Raw genomic sequence first — 15,840 nt, forward strand, 5'->3', positions numbered from 1 at the left:
TGTGCACAGGGCGCCGGGTGCTCCCCGCAGCGAAATAAAGGAGGAGGCGAAGCCGGGGGACATTCGCGGAGGGGAGTACCCGGTGGCCTTTGCACAAGCCCTGAACAGCAGCGTCAAGAACAACAGCTCCCCAAAAACACGCCCTCAAAAAGTCCGTTCCATCACATGATCGACGGTGACATGAAAATCCTTCGCAGCATTCAACTCAGGAGTCCACTGCCATGCGCGTTCCCGCTCTGACAATCCGTCCGCTTGCTCTCGGCCTTGCCCTCGCGGCCGCCGCCTTCGCTGCACAGGCGCAGGAAAAAGTGGTATTCGCCACCAACTGGAAAGCGCAAGCCGGACACGGCGGCTTCTACCAGGCGCTGGTGGACGGCACCTACAAGAAGTATGGCCTGGACGTCGACATTCAGCAGGGCGGCCCGATGGTCAACAACCGGCCGATGCTGCCGGCCGGCAAGGTCGACTTTCTGATGACCGGTAACCTGCTGCAGTCTTTCGACAACGTGAAGAACGGCGTGCCCACGGTGGTGGTGGCAGCCTTCTTCCAGAAAGACCCGCAGGCCATGTTCGCGCATCCGGGCCAGGGCTACGACTCCTTCAAGGACATGGCCAAGGCGCCCGTCGCATTCATCGGCAAGGACGGCCAGTTCAGCTTCTGGCAGTGGATGAAGTCGGAGCACGGCTTCAAGGATTCGCAGCTCAAGCCCTACACGTTCAACGTGGGCCCATTCCTCGCCGACAAGAAGTCCATTCAACAGGGGTACGCCATCTCGGAGCCGCTCTCGATCAAGGCGCAGGCCGGCTTCGACCCGGTAGTGCAACTGCTGGCCGACAACGGGTTTTCGACCTACTCGACCACCATCGAGACGCGCGCCGACCTGGTCAAGACCAAGCCCGAGACGGTGCGCAAGTTCGTCGAAGCTTCGATCATCGGCTGGAACAATTATCTCTACGGCGACAACAAGGCCGCCAACGAGATGATCGCCAAGATCAACCCCGATTCGCCGGTCGCCGCATCGCTCGGCTCCATCGAACTGATGAAGAAGATGGGCATCGTCGACAGCGGCGACTCGCTCACCAAGGGCATCGGCGCCATGGACGAAGCCCGCGTGAAGGACTTCTACGACAAGATGGTGAAGGCCGGTCTGTACAAGCCCGGCGAGATCGATCTCTCCAAGGTCGTGACCACGCAATTCGTCAACAAGGGCGTCGGTGTCGACGTCCGCAAGAAGCTCGCTGCAAAGTAAGCAAGCAGGCGAGAGCTTCACCGTTTTTCCCGTGGGTCGCGCGGGGCTTGCGCCGGGGTCAGATGCCGGTGCCTGGGTTGCCATAAGGCACCGCGCGACTTTTCTCTTCTTGGGCTCTGACCCCGTCTCGCCGACAGGCGATGCGGCCCTCTTTCATGAAAACGCTCGTCGTCCACTGCCACCCGAACCCTGACAGCTTCAACCACGCGCTCTACCGCACGGCCCTCGAAGCGCTCGAGCCGCGGCACCCCGTCAAGGCCATCGACCTGTATGCCGAGGGCTTCGATCCGACGCTGACGCGCGAAGAGCGCATCGCCTATCTCGAGAACCCCGAATTGATCCGCGAACGCGTGAAGCCGCACGTCGACGCGCTGCTGTGGGCCGAGCACCTGGTATTCGTATATCCCACCTGGTTCCATGGCCCGCCGTCCATGCTCAAGGGCTGGCTCGAACGCGTGTGGCTGCCAGGCGTGGCCTTCCTGCCGGCCGAGCGCAAGGGGCAGCTCGCGAAGTCGGGCATGCGGCACATCCGGCGGCTGACGGTGGTGACCACGGGCGGCTCGCCGCGCTGGTTCGTGATGATGATCGGCGACCCGGGCCGGCGGCTCTTCACGCGCGCACTGCGGGCCCTGTTTGCGTGGCGCTGCAAGGTGACGTGGCTGCAGCTGCACGACATGAATGCCGTGACCGAACGCGACCGCACCCATTTCATCGAACGCGTTTCGCGCAAGCTGCAGAGCATCTAGCCCCGGAGACACGACACACTATGAGCCTCGAACGCACGCTGACCGTCCGCGTCGAACGCATCTCGCGCCAGACGCCGGAAATCCTCGCCTTCGAGCTGACGCATCCGTGGGGCCGCGCGCTGCCCGGCTACGAAGCCGGCGCGCACATCGACGTGCACATGCCCGGGGGCTTTTCGCGCCAATACTCGCTGGCACGATGGCCTGCGGGTGCACTGTCGAACGCCGCGTCTTATGTGATCGGGGTGAAGCGGGAGGCCGCGAGCCGCGGCGGCTCGGCCTCGATGCACGAGCGCGTGCGCGAAGGCGACCTGCTCGCGATCAGCGCGCCGCGCAACACCTTTCCGTTGCGCGAGGAAGCGAATCACCACCTGCTGCTGGCAGGCGGCATCGGTATGACGCCGCTGCTGGCGATGGCGCAGGCGCTTGCGGCGCGCGGCGCGGATTTCACGCTCTGCGTGTTCGCGCGCAGTGAAGAACACCTTGCCTTTGCCGATGCGCTGCGCGACCCCGCGCTGGCGCCGCACCTGCGGCTGCACCTCGACCAGGGCGATGCCTCTCAGCGCATCGATTTGCACGCACTGCTCGCAGACCGCACGCCCGACACGCACTTGTACGTCTGCGGCCCTGGCGGGTTCATGCAAGCCGTGCGCGATGCCGCCGCGCACTGGCCCGATGACGCGCTGCATGCCGAATACTTCGCCGCGCCGACGAACGCCAATACCACCACCGGCCTGCCCTTCACGCTGAAGCTTTTGCAGCGCGGCATCAGCGTGCCGGTGGCGGCCGACCAGACCGCCGTCGACGCGCTGCATGAAGTCGGCATCGACATTCCAGTGTCATGCCAACAGGGCCTGTGCGGCACCTGCGTGGTCGATGGCGACGGCGAAGGCGCGGAGCACCGCGACTTCTGTCTCACGGGCAGCGAGCGGCGCACGCGAGTGGCCCTGTGCTGCTCGCGCGCCAAAGGCCAGGAACTGGTGCTGCAGTTGTGAGCACCGAAGAAAGCGACGGCGAGGCGCCCCCCACGCGCGGGCGTTCGCGCAAGTACACCCAGGTGCTCGGCCTCATCAACCAGGCCGCCATCGAGGTGTTCGCAAGCGAGGGACTGGCTGGCGCTTCGACGCAAGCCATTGCCGACAAGGCCGGGCTTTCGAAGGCGCAGCTGCACTACTACATCGAGAGCAAGGAAGCGCTCTACCGGCAGATCCTGCAGGACATCCTCGACGACTGGATCGTGGTGTTCGGCTTTGCCGACGAAGCCTTTGGTCCGCGCAAGGTGCTGGGCGATTTGATCCGCCGCAAGATGGTGTTCTCGTTCGAGCACCCCTTGCGCTCGCGCATCTTCACCGCCGAGACGATGCGCGGCGCGCCGGTGCTCAACACAATGATGGACACGAGCAAGCAGCACACCGACCAGGCGGCCGCCGTGATCCAGAACTGGATGGACCAGGGCCTGATGGACAAGGCCGACCCGATGCTGGTGCTGTTCCACATCTGGGCGGTGACACAGTTCTATGCCGACCACGCCACGCAGGCCGCGTACTTCCGCAACGTGGCCCAGCAGGGCGACGACAAGGACCGGCGCTACCTGGTCGAGCAGGTGACCGGGTTCCTGCTCAAGGGCGCAGGGGTTAAATAGGTCGGTGCTGCGGCAGGTACATGGTGGCTTCCACTTCCACCAGCACCTCGTCGCCCGGCAGGAAGCGCGACACCTCGACCACCGTGCTGACCGGCGGCTCGCCCGGATAGAACAGCCCGCGCACGCGGTTGTAGAACGCATAGTGCGGCAGGTGGCGAAAGTACTGCACCAGCTTGACCACGTCCTCCATGGTGCCGCCATGCTCGGCCGCGATCTGGCGGATGCGCTCGAGCACGAACCAGCTCTGCGCCACGATGGGTGCCTCGAAGATGTCGACCGACATCTGGCCCGTGGCATAGCCCACGCCCTGCAGGGCCGTGCGGGCTTCCTCCGGAATGGCGTCGTAGCCAGCCACTGCGCGGCGCGTGGCCGGATCGACCGCCACCACGCCGCTCATGAAGACGAAATCGCCCACGCGCTTGGCGGCGGCGTAGTTGGCCATTGGCTTGCCCATACTCATTGTGTTTGCTCCAGGATTCGACCGCCACGGATCACGGTGCGCTGGCGCCCGCGCGGCCCGATGAGTTCATGCTCGCCGGTGGCCGCAAGCAGCACCAGGTCGGCGGGACAGCCCGGTGCAATGCGCCCGTCCCACGCGAGCCCCAGCGCCTTCGCGGGACTGACGGTGATGGCATCAAGCCACTCGTCTGCGGGCGCGAGATGCGCCATCTGCACGCCGAGCCCGAAGGTTTCCAGAAGGTCGTAGCTGCCATAGGGATAGAAGGCGTCTTGCACGTTGTCCGTTGCCAAGCTCGCACGCAAGCCTCGTGCCGCCGCTTCACGAATTCGCGTGATGCCGCGCGGCACGGGCGTGCGGTCCCAGGCGCCCTGAAGATAGAGATTGGTAGTCGGCAGCGCGACGATGTGAAGGCCCGCACCGGCACACAGCGCCAGCGTTTCGTTGGCAACGGCGTCGTCCTGCATGGCCAGGGAGCAGCAATGGCCGCAGACCACGCCGTGCCGGAATTCGCGCGCACGCATCAGCTGCGCGATGCTGCGCAGGCCGCTCGCATCGGCATCGAGCCCCTCGTCGACATGAAAGTCGAGCCCGAGGTCGTGGTCCTGCGCCAGGTCGAACACGCGGCCCAGCTTGTGCACGAGACCCTCGTTGCGATAGACGAAGGCACCAAGAGTGCCGCCCGCCCGCTTGACCTCGCGCGCGATGCGCTCGCCAGCGGCGAGGTCCGCGAACAGGTCCAGCGGGGTGAGCGAGACGAACTGCAACTCGATGCGGCCGCGCCACTCATGCCGCAAGGCCTCGAGCACGGCCAGCGCGGCCGGTGGGTCGCCCTGCACCCAGTCGATGTGCGTGCGCAGCGCGCGAGTGCCCGACTGCCAGGCCTCGTTGAGCGCACGCTCCATGCGCGGGCGCAGCGTTTCACCGGTCCAGCCCGCGCGATGCTTCTCCATGCGTTCGATGGCCGCGAACAGGTTGCCCTGGGCGGCGCCGACTTCCTCGACGGTGTAGTTCTTGTCGATGTGCGCATGCGCCTCGACCAGCGCACTCAGCAGAGTGCCGCGCGCCTGCGCCTGCGATGCGCTCGGCACGATGGCCTGCACGCGATCGCCGGCCAGCGTGACGTCGAAGACCTGCGCATCGGCCGCGGCAAAACCTCGCAGCCGCGGAGGAATGCGCAGCGCCTCGAGCTTCATGCGCGCTGTTGCAACGCCCGCAGCCAACCAAGGCCGGCCGAAGTACCGCCGGGTTCCATGCCGCGCTTGGGCCGGTACTCGCAGCCGACCCAGCCCTGCCAGCCGCACTGCGCCGACACCTCGTCGATCAGATCGAACAGGTAGGGGTAGTTCTGCTCGCCGATGTCGGGCTCGTGGCGCTCGGGCACGCCGGCAATCTGGATGTGGCCGACGCGGCCGGAGGGAAGGTACTTGCGGATCTTCATCGCCACGTCGCCCTCGACGATCTGGCAGTGGTACAGGTCCATCTGCACCTTGAGATTGGGCGCGCCCACCATGTCGACGATCTCGTGCGCATGGTCTTGGCGGTTGAGGAAGAAGCGCGGAATGTCGCGCGTGTTGATGGGCTCGATCAGCACGTCGCGGCCGGCCTTGGCGGCCTCGGCGGCGGCCCAGCGCAGGTTGTCGACGTACACGGGCTGCACGGCCTCGCGCTCCACACCTTCCGGCACCAGGCCCGCCATGACGTGGATGCGCGGACAGTCGAGCGCCACCGCATAGTCGATGGCCGTGGCGATGCCTTCGCGGAACTCGGCGTCCCGGCCCGGCAGGCACGCGAGGCCGCGCTCGCCGCCTTCCCAATTGCCCGGAGGGGCGTTGAAGAGCACCTGCTGCAGGCCGTTGTCTTTCAGGCGGGCCGCAAGCTGGCGACGCTCGTAGGGGTAGGGAAAAAGATATTCGACGGCCTTGAAGCCGTCTTTCGCGGCGGCTTCGAAGCGGTCGAGGAAATCGAGCTCCGGATAGAGCATCGAGAGGTTGGCGGCGAATTGAGGCATGGTGTGTTTTTACTCTTGCTACCAGCGCGCACCGAAAGTGCGACGCAGTTCATCGATCTGTTCGTTGCTCAAGGGCTCGATTTTGGCGGGGCCGGTGAGCAGATGTAGCTTGGCGGTTTCTTCGAGTTCCTCGAGCACGGCTATGGCGGCGGCCGGGCTCTCGTGCCAGACGTTGGGGCCAAGTCGTTCGAGCATCACGGCGCGGATCGGCGTGCCGGCCGCACCGTGGCGCTCGATGGCCTGAGCCACCAGCTCTGCCGCTTCGGGCGCGCCCGGGCGGTGGTACGGAATGAGTGGCACGTGGCCGACCTTCATCACGAAATACGGCGTGAGCGCGGGCAGCAGTTCGTCGCCCGGTGCGTTCAGCGTGAGCGCGACGCAATGCGTGCTGTGCGTGTGGATGACGCAGGCCGTGTTCGCATCGAAGCGGCGCGCGGCTGCGTAGATGCGCGTGTGCAGGGCGATGGTCTTGCTCGCGCGGTCGCCGCCGGTCTGGTTGCCTTGCGTGTCGAGCCTGGCCAGGCGGGCCGGGTCGAGAAAGCCGAGGCAGGCGTCGGTCGGCGTGATGAGGAAACCATCATCGAGCCGAACGCTGATGTTGCCGGCGGTCGCATGCACGTAGCCGCGTTCGAACAGGCTGCGGCCTACGCGGCAGATTTCTTCGCGGGCTTTGTTCTCGGTCATGCCAGCACTGTAAATGCCTTGGTGAAGAAATCGTCCCCCCCAAAGTTGCCGGACTTCAGCGCGATGTGCACGGGCGTGCCTTCTGCCACGTCGGTGCGCGCATGGCACCACGGCACGCCGGGGTCGATCTGCGGACCGATCTGCATCTGCGCAATGCCCAGCGCCTGCACGCAAGCACCGGAGGTTTCGCCGCCCGCCACAACAAGCTGGCGCACACCCAGCTCGACCAGGCCGCGCGCAATAGCGGCGATGGTGCGCTCCACCATGGCGCCGGCCTTCTCGACGCCGAGCCTGCTCTGCACCGACTTGATGGCACCGGCCTCGGCCGTGGAATAGACCAGCACCGGCTGCTTCGCGACGAGCGGCGCAGCCCAGGCCAGGGTCTCGGCCACGACGTCGACACCCGCGGCAATGCGCAGTGGATCGATGGCCAGCGCCGCGCCGCCGCGCTGGATGAAGTCCAGCACCTGCCGGTTGGTGGCGAGCGAGCAGCTGCCCGAGACCACAGCGCGCAATCCGCCTGCTGGGGGCAGCGCACTGGCCTGCGACGAGGGCGCCAAACCGAAGTTGGCCGGCAAGCCAATGGCCACACCCGAGCCGGCCGTGAGCAGCGGCATCTTCGCAATCGCCGGGCCAAGGCGCAGCAGATCGTCGTTCGATACTGCGTCGACGATGGCGATCGACACGCCCTCGCTTTTCAGCTGTTCGATTCGCTCCGAAATGGCCGCCGCGCCGCGTGCCACCACCGCATGGTCGATGAGCCCGACCTTGCGCTGGCACTGCGCCTGCAGCACGCGAACGAGGTTCGGGTCGGTCATCGGCGTGAGCGGATGGTTCTGCATGCCGCTCTCATTGAGCAACACGTCGCCTGCGAACAGATAGCCCTTGAACACGGTGCGCTTGTTATCAGGGAAGGCCGGCGTGGCGATGGTGAATTCGCAGCCCAGCGCCTCCATCAGCGCTTCGGTCACGGGGCCGATGTTGCCCTCTGGCGTGCTGTCGAAGGTGGAGCAGTACTTGAAGTAGATCTGCTGCGCGCCTTGCGCCTGCAGCCAGCGCAGCGCGTCGAGGGACCGCGCGATAGCCTCGGCCGGCGCGATGGTGCGCGACTTGAGTGCGACCACCACGGCATCGACGTTCGCATCGAGCGGCGTGGCGGGTACGCCGATGGCCTGCACCACGCGCATGCCCGCGCGCACGAGGTTGTTGGCAAGGTCGGTGGCGCCGGTGAAATCGTCGGCAATGCAGCCTAGCAATAGTTTCGCCATGGTTCAGTCCTGCGCCACGGGCAGCTTGACCGCTTCTGGATTCTCGCGCACGTAGCCGCGCAGGATGGCATCGAAGCTCACGTCCGCCTTCAGGCCCAGTGCCTCGGCGCGCGCCGCATGAATACGGCTGGGCCAGCTGGTCACGATCTTGGCGATGGCCGCATCGGGCTCCCAGTCGATCAGCCCCGCAGCCTCTTTGCCCGCGATGCGTTCGAGCGCCTCTGCCATTTCGCGCACGGTGGTGGTCAGCGCGGGCAGGTTGATGGCGGTGCGTGCACCCCATTCGGCGGCACTGGCGGTGGCCGCGCGGAGGATGCCGGCAACGGTGTTGCCAGGCGATGCGAGGGCGACCGCGGTCTCGGGCGGCACGGGGCAGCGCGCACGTTCGCCGGCCAGCGGCTCGCGCAGCATGCCGCTCAAGAAGCTGGAGGCCGCGCCGTTGGGCCGGCCCGGCCGCACCGAGACCGTCATGAGCCGCACGTTGCGGCCCTGCACGAAGCCCTTGCGCGTGAAGTCGGCCACCAATTGCTCGCCGATGAACTTCTGAATGCCGTAGCTGTTCTGCGGCGTCGGCAGCGTGGTGTCCTCGATCACCGCCGGAAGCCGCTGCTCGGGCGAATCGCCGAAGACGGCGACGGAGCTGGAGAACACGAAGACCGGCGCATGGCCCGCGCGGCGGCAGGCTTCGAGCAGCGCGCGCGTGGTGTCGAGATTGCTGCGCATGCCGAGATCGAAGTCGGCTTCGCACTCGCCGCTCACTGCGGCAGCGAGATGGAACACCGCGTGGGTGTCGGCCAGCGGCAGTGCGCCGCTCGCGGCCTGCTCGTACAGATCGCCCTGCAGAAACTGAACGCGGCCATCGACGGCCAGATCGGCGGGGGGCGGCGCGCGGTCGGCCAGCGTGACGCGCGAGACGGGTTCGGCCTTGCCGCCGGCCAGTGCCAGCGGGCCGCCTGCGAGCAGCGTGCGCGCGAGCCGCGCTCCGACGAAACCGCAGCCGCCGGTGATGAGAATGTTCATGGTGCTCGTCTTCCTTCTTCTTCAGGCTTTCTTGTCGGCAGCCGGCAGTTCGATGCCGGGAAAAATCTTGATGACCGCGCTGTCGTCCTCGCGCGCAAAGCCGGCCGTGGACGCCTGCATGAACATCTGGTGCGCGGTGGACGAGAGCGGCAGCGGAAACTTGCTGGCGCGCGCCACGTCGAGCACCAGGCCCAGGTCCTTCACGAAGATGTCGACGGCCGAGAGCGGCGTGTAGTCGCCCGCCAGCACATGCGCCATGCGGTTCTCGAACATCCAGCTGTTGCCCGCGCTGTGTGTGATCACCTCGTACAGCGCGGCCGCATCCACGCCCTCGCGCAGGCCGAGCGCCATGGCCTCGGCCGCCGCGGCAATGTGCACACCGGCCAGCAGCTGGTTGATGATCTTGACCTTGCTGCCCGCGCCCGCGCGATCACCGAGACGATAAACCTTGGCCGCCATGGCGTCGAGCACGGCGCCGGCCTTTTCATAGGCGGCGGGCGTGCCGGCGGTCATCATCGTCATCTGACCGCTGGCGGCCTTGGCCGCGCCGCCGGAAATTGGCGCGTCGAGGTACAGGATGCCCTGTTTGGCCAGGCGCGCCTCGAGCGCAATCGACCAGTTCGGGTCCACGGTGGAGCACATCACGAACAGGCTGCCGGGCTTCATCGATGCCGCGCAGCCCGACGTGGTGCCGTCGCCGAACAGCACCGACTCGGTCTGCGCCGCGTTGACGACGACGGAGACCACGATGTCGCTTTGCGCGCCGAGCGCGGCCAGCGAGTCGCAGGCCACGCCGCCGTCGCGCGCGAAGGCCTGGGCCGCTTCGGGGCGCACGTCGAATACGCGCGGCAGATGGCCTGCGCGGCGCAGCGATTGCGCCATGCCTGCGCCCATCGCGCCGAGGCCGACGACGCCGACGACGGGTGTGTTGGTGCTGGAAGTCATGTCAGGTTTCTTTCGATCAACGGTTGACGAGTTGCTTGGGCGTGAGCCACACGCCGATGGCTCCGAGCACCAGCGCGCCGGCCAGCACGTACATGCCGATCTGCGTGCTGCCCGTGAGGTCCTTCAGGTAGCCGATCAGATAGGGACTGGCGAACCCCGCCAGATTACCCACCGAATTGATGGCCGCAATACCGGCCGCCGCCGCCGTGCCCGAAAGAAAGGCGGTGGGCAGCGACCAGAAGAGCGGCGCGCAGGTGAGTACACCGGCGGCGGCGAGCGAGAGAAACGCGAGCGACACGATGGTGTTCTGCGTGTAGGAGGCGGCCACGGTGAACCCGATGGCGCCCATGAGCGCCGGCACGATCAGGTGCCAGCGGCGCTCCTGCCGGCGGTCGGCGCTGCGGCCGAAAAGGTTCATCGCGACGATGGCGCAGATGAACGGAATCGCGCTCAAGAGACCGATGTGCAGGTTGCCCTTCACGCCCGTGGCCTTGACCAGCGTGGGCAGCCAGAAGGTCAGTGCATATTGGCCCATGACGAAGGCGAAGTAGATCAGCGCCATCCACCACACGCGCGCATCGCGGAACACTGCGGCCACCGAGTGCGGGCCCTTGGCGCCATGCGCCTGGTCGCGCTCGACTTCGCGCTGCAGCAGGCGCTTTTCGTCCGGGTCGAGCCAGCGCGCGTGCTGGATGCCGTTGTCCAGATAAAGCAGCACCATCACGCCCACCAGAATTGCCGGAATGGCTTCGATGATGAACATCCACTGCCAGCCCTGCATCGACGAGACACCATGGAAGCTGTCCATGATCCAGCCCGAAAGCGGATTGCCGAAAATGCCCGCGACCGGAATCGCCGACATGAAGACCGCAATGATGCGCGCGCGCCGGTGGGCCGGGTACCACTGCGTCAGGTACAGGATCACGCCCGGATAGAAGCCCGCTTCCGCCACGCCGAGCAAAAAGCGCAGGATGTAGAAGCTGGTCGACGTTTCCACGAACACGAAGCAGGCCGACAGCACGCCCCAGGTGATCATGATCCGGGCGATCCAGATACGGGCGCCCACGCGGTTGAGCAGCAGGTTGCTCGGCACTTCGAACAAGAAGTAGCCCAGAAAGAAGATGCCCGCGCCCAGGCCGAACACGGTTTCGCTGAAGCCCAGGTCCTGTCCCATCTGAAGCTTTGCAAAACCCACGTTCACGCGGTCGAGGTAGGCGACCACGTAGCAGAGCATCAGAAAGGGAACGAGGCGCCAGAACACCTTGGCGTAGGCGCGCTTTTCGAGCGCGACGTCGGCCTGCGTACCTGCAGGCGCGACCAAAGGCGCATGGAGAGTTGAAGTCATTGGGAGGTCCGGTGGATGAAATACTGATCCGCGTCATCACTCTGGCGACGCGCCGTCTCTATTTGTCAGGTCATCATACAAATCCGATGCAAGTCGCCGAACCCGGGTAAACCCGGAAGCTACACCTCGTTTCCTTTTTGCTTACTTGCCCGCAGGCCAGCCTTCGACCAGTGTCCGTGCCAGCTGCGCGCCTTCGTGCTCCCAGAAGGCAGGATCGGCCTGCTCGATGCGCCGAATTGCGTTGTCCATGTGGGACTTGGCGGCCTCGCGGGCGCGCAGCGGATCGCCGGCCTCGATGGCCTCGACGATCTGCGCGTGCTCCTGCGCCACCTCGCGCGCAAAGTCGGCCCGGCGCGCCTCGTTGGCGCGCGTGACACGCGTGGCGCCATGCAGAAACTGCCGCAGGTATTGCAGCGTGCCGATAAGGAACGGGTTGCGCGCCGCCTCCGCAATGGCGCGGTGAAAGCGCACGTCTTCGTCCGCGCCGTTGCCGCCGGCCGCCACCGCAGCATGCAGCGAGTCGATCGCCTCGCGGATGCGCTGCACGTCTTCCGGCGTGCGCCGTTCGGCAGCCAGCGCGGCCACTTCGGCCTCCAGCGCCCGGCGCAACTCGACCATCTGGATCACCGCTTCGCGCGATGCGACGTGCGGCATCTCGAAGCGCAGCGGCTCGACACCCGCGGCCCGAACGTACACGCCGCTGCCCTGCCGTGAATCGAGCAGCCCCAGCGACTTGAGCCGCGAAACCGCTTCGCGCACCACCGTGCGGCTGACGCCGAACTGCTCGGCCAGCGCAGCCTCGGTCGGCAGGCGGTCACCCTCCGACAGGCGTCCGCTGCGAACCTCGGCTGCCAATGCGTCAGCCACCTGGTCGGCCAGGCGAACGGTTGGAGCAACGGATTGAAAACGTGCGGTCATGAGCTCGGATGTCGGTCGGGCTGCGACTCTAACGCAGGCACGTGCGGCGAATGTCCGGAACTTAAGAACTACCACTGCCAACAGGTGTTGTAGCGCGGCACGCCGGAGGTGTGAGAAATCTGGCGCTTTCCGCCTCAATCTGCGTGGGCCTTTCGCATTTTGACCTTCGGCGTTCACATGTAACGAGAAAATTCGATTCGCGCGCATGTGCCCCCGATGACGGGGCACGCGATCACTATAAAAAGGCACGCCAACTGGGAGGAGCAACATCATTTGACTTAAATCGTTCTCACCTGGAGCCCCGTTGGCAATTACCCATCACTCCCCAATTTTTTACCTTCTTATGAAAATCAATTCTTCGATTTCGTCGCTCATGCTTGCAGCGGCGCTTGCAGTTCTCTCCGGATGCGCCAGCCTGCCTTCGCCAGAAGTCATGAAGGCTGAAACTGCGTCCTTTCAACTCCCCAAAATGCCAGAGCCTGGCAAGGCGATCGTTTATGTCGTTCGGCCTTCCGGAGTGGGTGGCCTGGTTCGGTTCAATGTCTTCGTGGACGATCAAGAAGCCGCTTCAGAAATGGGTCACACCCGCTCAAGTCAATACATCTACTTCAACGTCACCCCGGGTACTCACAAGATTTACTCCAAGGCGGAGAACTGGGCTGACACCCAGATCACTGCCACCAGCGGCGACATCATCTACATACAGCAAGAACCTTCAATGGGCATCATCATGGCTCGCAATAGCGTGAGCAAAATTGACGACGTCCAAGGCAAGTACCAGGTCAAGAAGCTGCAGGTCGGCACGATTATCAAAACTGACAAGTAATTCGAGCAAGTTCGGTAGCCGAGCTGCTCTCTCGCTAGGCTACCGAACGCGACTCAGGTCAATCGCAGCGAATGCCGCGCCGCCCGCGCAATGCTCGTCGCATCCACGCCAAAGAACGCCCGCAACGCCGCACGCGTATCGCTGCGGCCGAATCCGTCGGTGCCCAGCGTGAGGTAGCGGCGGCCTTCGGGCAGGAAGGCGCGCACGCTCTCCGGCACGGCGCGCACGTAGTCGGTGGCGGCGACGATGGGGCCGTTGCCGGCGCCGATCTGCCGCGCGATGAACGGCACGCCGGCTTCCTTCTCACCCGCGATCGCGCGCTGCTCGCAAGCCGCGCCGTCGCGCGCAAGTTCGCTCCAGCTGGTCACGCTGAACACTTCGGCCTCGATGCCTTCGTCAGCCAGCAGTTGCGCCGCCTTGACGACCTCGGTGAGGATCGCGCCCGAGCCCACGAGCGTGACCTTCGTTTTTGCCTTGCCTGCGGCTGGCCCATACACGCCGAAGCGGTAGCAGCCGCGCAGGATGTCCGCCTCCGCGCCTTGCGGCACGTCGGGCTGCGCGTAGTTCTCGTTCATGAGCGTGACGTAATAGAAGACGTCTTTCTGCTCGACCATCATTTCGCGGATGCCGGCATCGACGATCACCGCCATTTCGCCCGCGTAGGCCGGGTCGTAGGCCTTGCAGTTGGGAATGGTCGCGGCCACGAGATGGCTGCTGCCGTCCTGGTGCTGCAAGCCTTCGCCGCCGAGCGTGGTGCGGCCCGAGGTGGCGCCCAAAAGGAAGCCGCGCGCACGCTGGTCGGCCGCGGCCCAGATGGCGTCGCCCACGCGCTGGAAGCCGAACATCGAGTAGTAGATGTAGAAGGGCAGCATCGCCAAGCCATGCACGCTGTAGCTCGTGGCCGCGGCCGTCCAGCTGGCGATGGCGCCGGCTTCACTGATGCCTTCTTCGAGGATCTGCCCGTCGGTGGCTTCGCGGTAGCTCAGCACGGAGCCGATATCCTCGGGCGCATAGCGCTGACCCACGCTCGAATAGATGCCGACCTGCTTGAACAGGTTGGCCATGCCGAAGGTGCGCGCCTCGTCGGCCACGATGGGCACGATGCGCGGGCCCAGGGCCTTGTCTTTCATCAGGTTGCCCAGCATGCGCACGAAGGCCATGGTGGTGCTCATTTCCTTGCCGGCTGCCGCTGTCGCGAATTGGGCGTAGCTCGCGATATCGGGCTTGGGCACCACGTCGCATGCAGTCTCCCGGCGCGGCATCGCGCCGCCGAGCGCTTCGCGGTGCGAGCGCAGGTACTGCATCTCGGCGCTGTCTTCGGGCGGGCGATAGAAGTCCATCGCAATGGCCTGCGCGTCGGTCAACGGCAGGCTGAAGCGATCGCGGAATTCGATGAGGTCGACGTCGCCCATCTTCTTGTGCGAATGCGTGGTCATCTTGCCCTGCGCGGCACTGCCCATGCCGTAGCCCTTCTTGGTGTGGGCCAGGATCACGGTGGGCTGGCCCTTGTGCGCAGCAGCGGCTGCGTAGGCTGCGTGAATCTTCACGAGGTCATGGCCGCCGCGCTTCAGGCGGTCGATCTGCTCGTCGGTCATGCCTTCGGCCAGGCGCGCGAGCTCCGGGTTCTGGCCGAAGAAGTTGTCGCGATTGAAGCGGCCGTCCTTGGCCGCGAAGGTCTGCATCTGGCCGTCGACGGTTTCGGCGAACACGCGCGCCAGCGCACCGCTCGCGTCCTGCGCGAACAGGCCGTCCCAGTCGCTGCCCCAGACCAGCTTGATCACGTTCCAGCCCGCGCCGGCAAAGAGCTTCTCGAGCTCGTCGATGATGCGGCCGTTGCCGCGCACCGGACCGTCCAGGCGCTGCAGGTTGCAGTTGACCACCCACACGAGGTTGTCGAGCTTCTCGCGCGCGGCCAGCGTCAGGGCGCTCATCGATTCGGGCTCGTCCATTTCGCCGTCGCCGAACACACCCCACACTTTTCGGCCTTCGCAGTCGAGCAGGTTGCGGTGCGTGAGATAGCGCATGAAGCGCGCGTGGTAGATCGAGCTGATGGGGCCGATGCCCATCGAGCCGGTCGGAAACTGCCAGAAGTCCGGCATCAGGTAGGGATGCGGATAGCTGCTGAGTCCGCGCGCGCCGGTGCCCTCGGTGAACGCGGGCGCGGTCAGTTCCTGGCGGTAGTGCTGCAGGTCTTCTTCGTCGAGGCGGCCTTCGAGGTAGGCACGCGCATAAACGCCCGGTGCGCTGTGCGGCTGGAAGAACACCAAGTCGCCTCGATGAGCGTCACTGCGCGCATGGAAGAAGTGGTTGAAGCCGGTCTCGAACAGATCGGCCGCGCTCGCATAGCTCGCGATGTGGCCGCCGAGTTCGCCATACGCCTGGTTGGCCTTGGCCACCATCGCGAGTGCGTTCCATCGCATGAGCGAAGCCAGGCGCTCCTCGACAGCCAGATCGCCGGGGAACGGCGGCTGGTCTTCCACCGCAATGGTGTTGACGTAGGGCGTCGCGAGCTCGGGCTGCCAACCGATGCGTTGCTGCCGCGCGAGTCGGGCAAGCTCCACCAGCATCTGCCGTGCGCGCTGGGGGCCGTGCGTTTGCGCCAGCGCCAGGAAGGCATCGCGCCACTCTGCGGTTTCGGCGGGATCGGGATCGTGCGAAAGCGGCGTGTCGATCAGCAGGGCACGGATCTGGTCGGTGGAAATCGGGGCATTCATGCCAGCACTTTAGGCCG

The 15,840-nt window shown here is 65.7% G+C and carries 14 protein-coding genes and 1 pseudogene; 5 read left to right on the forward strand and 10 right to left on the reverse strand.

Annotated elements, in window-relative coordinates:
- The first annotated feature begins 221 nt into the window (after window positions 1-221).
- The 4 genes from J2X92_RS26730 (at window position 222) to J2X92_RS26745 (ending at window position 3,635) form a co-directional block, all read left to right on the forward strand.
- Window positions 222-1,250: an ABC transporter substrate-binding protein gene (locus J2X92_RS26730; protein WP_307580433.1), complete on the forward strand. Its 1,029-nt coding sequence runs from the start codon at window positions 222-224 to the stop codon at window positions 1,248-1,250.
- A 155-nt stretch (window positions 1,251-1,405) separates the two neighbouring features.
- Window positions 1,406-1,996 carry an NAD(P)H-dependent oxidoreductase gene (locus J2X92_RS26735; protein ID WP_307580435.1) on the forward strand — a complete coding sequence of 197 codons (591 nt, stop codon included), beginning with the start codon at window positions 1,406-1,408 and terminating at the stop codon, window positions 1,994-1,996.
- A 20-nt stretch (window positions 1,997-2,016) separates the two neighbouring features.
- Window positions 2,017-2,988 carry a PDR/VanB family oxidoreductase gene (locus J2X92_RS26740; protein ID WP_307580437.1) on the forward strand — a complete coding sequence of 324 codons (972 nt, stop codon included), beginning with the start codon at window positions 2,017-2,019 and terminating at the stop codon, window positions 2,986-2,988.
- Window positions 2,985-3,635, forward strand: a complete 651-nt coding sequence (locus tag J2X92_RS26745) for a TetR family transcriptional regulator C-terminal domain-containing protein (RefSeq protein WP_307580439.1) — start codon at window positions 2,985-2,987, stop codon at window positions 3,633-3,635. Before J2X92_RS26740 ends, J2X92_RS26745 begins: the two co-directional genes overlap by 4 nt.
- Here the strand turns inward: J2X92_RS26745 and J2X92_RS26750 are convergent.
- The 9 genes and pseudogenes from J2X92_RS26750 to J2X92_RS26790 form a co-directional block, all read right to left on the reverse strand.
- On the reverse strand, window positions 3,628-4,095 hold the full coding sequence (locus J2X92_RS26750; RefSeq protein WP_055807648.1) for a RidA family protein: 468 nt from the start codon (window positions 4,093-4,095) through the stop codon (window positions 3,628-3,630). The two genes, J2X92_RS26745 and J2X92_RS26750, sit on opposite strands and share 8 nt — an antisense overlap.
- On the reverse strand, window positions 4,092-5,288 hold the full coding sequence (locus tag J2X92_RS26755) for an amidohydrolase family protein (protein WP_307580441.1): 1,197 nt from the start codon (window positions 5,286-5,288) through the stop codon (window positions 4,092-4,094). Before J2X92_RS26755 ends, J2X92_RS26750 begins: the two co-directional genes overlap by 4 nt.
- Window positions 5,285-6,103 (reverse strand): 2-oxo-tetronate isomerase, encoded by an 819-nt coding sequence (gene otnI, locus J2X92_RS26760; RefSeq protein ID WP_307580443.1) that lies wholly within the window; start codon window positions 6,101-6,103, stop codon window positions 5,285-5,287. The genes J2X92_RS26755 and otnI overlap by 4 nt, the downstream gene beginning before the upstream one ends.
- A gap of 18 nt (window positions 6,104-6,121) precedes the next feature.
- A complete protein-coding gene (locus J2X92_RS26765) occupies window positions 6,122-6,787 on the reverse strand; it encodes a class II aldolase/adducin family protein (RefSeq protein ID WP_307580445.1) in 666 nt (221 codons plus the stop codon).
- Window positions 6,784-8,055, reverse strand: a complete 1,272-nt coding sequence (gene otnK / locus J2X92_RS26770; RefSeq protein ID WP_307580447.1) for a 3-oxo-tetronate kinase — start codon at window positions 8,053-8,055, stop codon at window positions 6,784-6,786. The genes J2X92_RS26765 and otnK overlap by 4 nt, the downstream gene beginning before the upstream one ends.
- Before the next feature lie 3 nt (window positions 8,056-8,058).
- Entirely contained in the window at window positions 8,059-9,075 is a 1,017-nt protein-coding gene (denD, locus tag J2X92_RS26775; protein WP_307580449.1) for a D-erythronate dehydrogenase, read from the reverse strand.
- Window positions 9,076-9,096: 21 nt separating this feature from the next.
- Window positions 9,097-10,023, reverse strand: a pseudogene (ltnD, locus tag J2X92_RS26780) (L-threonate dehydrogenase); the annotation flags it as partial.
- A 13-nt stretch (window positions 10,024-10,036) separates the two neighbouring features.
- Window positions 10,037-11,365, reverse strand: a complete 1,329-nt coding sequence (locus tag J2X92_RS26785; protein ID WP_307580453.1) for an MFS transporter — start codon at window positions 11,363-11,365, stop codon at window positions 10,037-10,039.
- A gap of 141 nt (window positions 11,366-11,506) precedes the next feature.
- The gene (locus tag J2X92_RS26790) at window positions 11,507-12,283 is read right to left on the reverse strand and encodes a FadR/GntR family transcriptional regulator (RefSeq protein WP_307580455.1); all 777 of its coding nucleotides are present in this window, start codon (window positions 12,281-12,283) and stop codon (window positions 11,507-11,509) included.
- Between the two features lie 343 nt (window positions 12,284-12,626).
- Here J2X92_RS26790 and J2X92_RS26795 point away from each other — a divergent pair, with 343 nt between their 5' ends.
- Window positions 12,627-13,109 (forward strand): DUF2846 domain-containing protein, encoded by a 483-nt coding sequence (locus tag J2X92_RS26795; protein ID WP_307580457.1) that lies wholly within the window; start codon window positions 12,627-12,629, stop codon window positions 13,107-13,109.
- A gap of 53 nt (window positions 13,110-13,162) precedes the next feature.
- On the opposite strand, the gene mdeB is transcribed toward J2X92_RS26795, so the two are convergent.
- Window positions 13,163-15,823, reverse strand: coding sequence for an alpha-ketoglutarate dehydrogenase (mdeB, locus tag J2X92_RS26800; RefSeq protein ID WP_307580459.1), 2,661 nt, complete (start codon window positions 15,821-15,823; stop codon window positions 13,163-13,165).
- Window positions 15,824-15,840: the final 17 nt, after the last annotated feature.

The sequence above is a fragment of the Variovorax paradoxus genome (genome assembly GCF_030811855.1).
Taxonomy (GTDB): Bacteria; Pseudomonadota; Gammaproteobacteria; order Burkholderiales; family Burkholderiaceae_C; genus Variovorax; species Variovorax paradoxus_L.

Excerpts from the sequence above, each read along its gene's own strand:
- J2X92_RS26730 (WP_307580433.1), top strand. The coding sequence starts at position 222 with ATGCGCGTTCCCGCTCTGACAATCCGTCCGCTTGCTCTCGGCCTTGCC.
- J2X92_RS26735 (WP_307580435.1), top strand. The coding sequence starts at position 1,406 with ATGAAAACGCTCGTCGTCCACTGCCACCCGAACCCTGACAGCTTCAAC.
- J2X92_RS26740 (WP_307580437.1), top strand. The coding sequence starts at position 2,017 with ATGAGCCTCGAACGCACGCTGACCGTCCGCGTCGAACGCATCTCGCGC.
- J2X92_RS26750 (WP_055807648.1), bottom strand. The coding sequence starts at position 4,095 with ATGAGTATGGGCAAGCCAATGGCCAACTACGCCGCCGCCAAGCGCGTG.
- J2X92_RS26755 (WP_307580441.1), bottom strand. The coding sequence starts at position 5,288 with ATGAAGCTCGAGGCGCTGCGCATTCCTCCGCGGCTGCGAGGTTTTGCC.
- otnI (WP_307580443.1), bottom strand. The coding sequence starts at position 6,103 with ATGCCTCAATTCGCCGCCAACCTCTCGATGCTCTATCCGGAGCTCGAT.
- J2X92_RS26765 (WP_307580445.1), bottom strand. The coding sequence starts at position 6,787 with ATGACCGAGAACAAAGCCCGCGAAGAAATCTGCCGCGTAGGCCGCAGC.
- otnK (WP_307580447.1), bottom strand. The coding sequence starts at position 8,055 with ATGGCGAAACTATTGCTAGGCTGCATTGCCGACGATTTCACCGGCGCC.
- denD (WP_307580449.1), bottom strand. The coding sequence starts at position 9,075 with ATGAACATTCTCATCACCGGCGGCTGCGGTTTCGTCGGAGCGCGGCTC.
- J2X92_RS26785 (WP_307580453.1), bottom strand. The coding sequence starts at position 11,365 with ATGACTTCAACTCTCCATGCGCCTTTGGTCGCGCCTGCAGGTACGCAG.
- J2X92_RS26790 (WP_307580455.1), bottom strand. The coding sequence starts at position 12,283 with ATGACCGCACGTTTTCAATCCGTTGCTCCAACCGTTCGCCTGGCCGAC.
- J2X92_RS26795 (WP_307580457.1), top strand. The coding sequence starts at position 12,627 with ATGAAAATCAATTCTTCGATTTCGTCGCTCATGCTTGCAGCGGCGCTT.
- mdeB (WP_307580459.1), bottom strand. The coding sequence starts at position 15,823 with ATGAATGCCCCGATTTCCACCGACCAGATCCGTGCCCTGCTGATCGAC.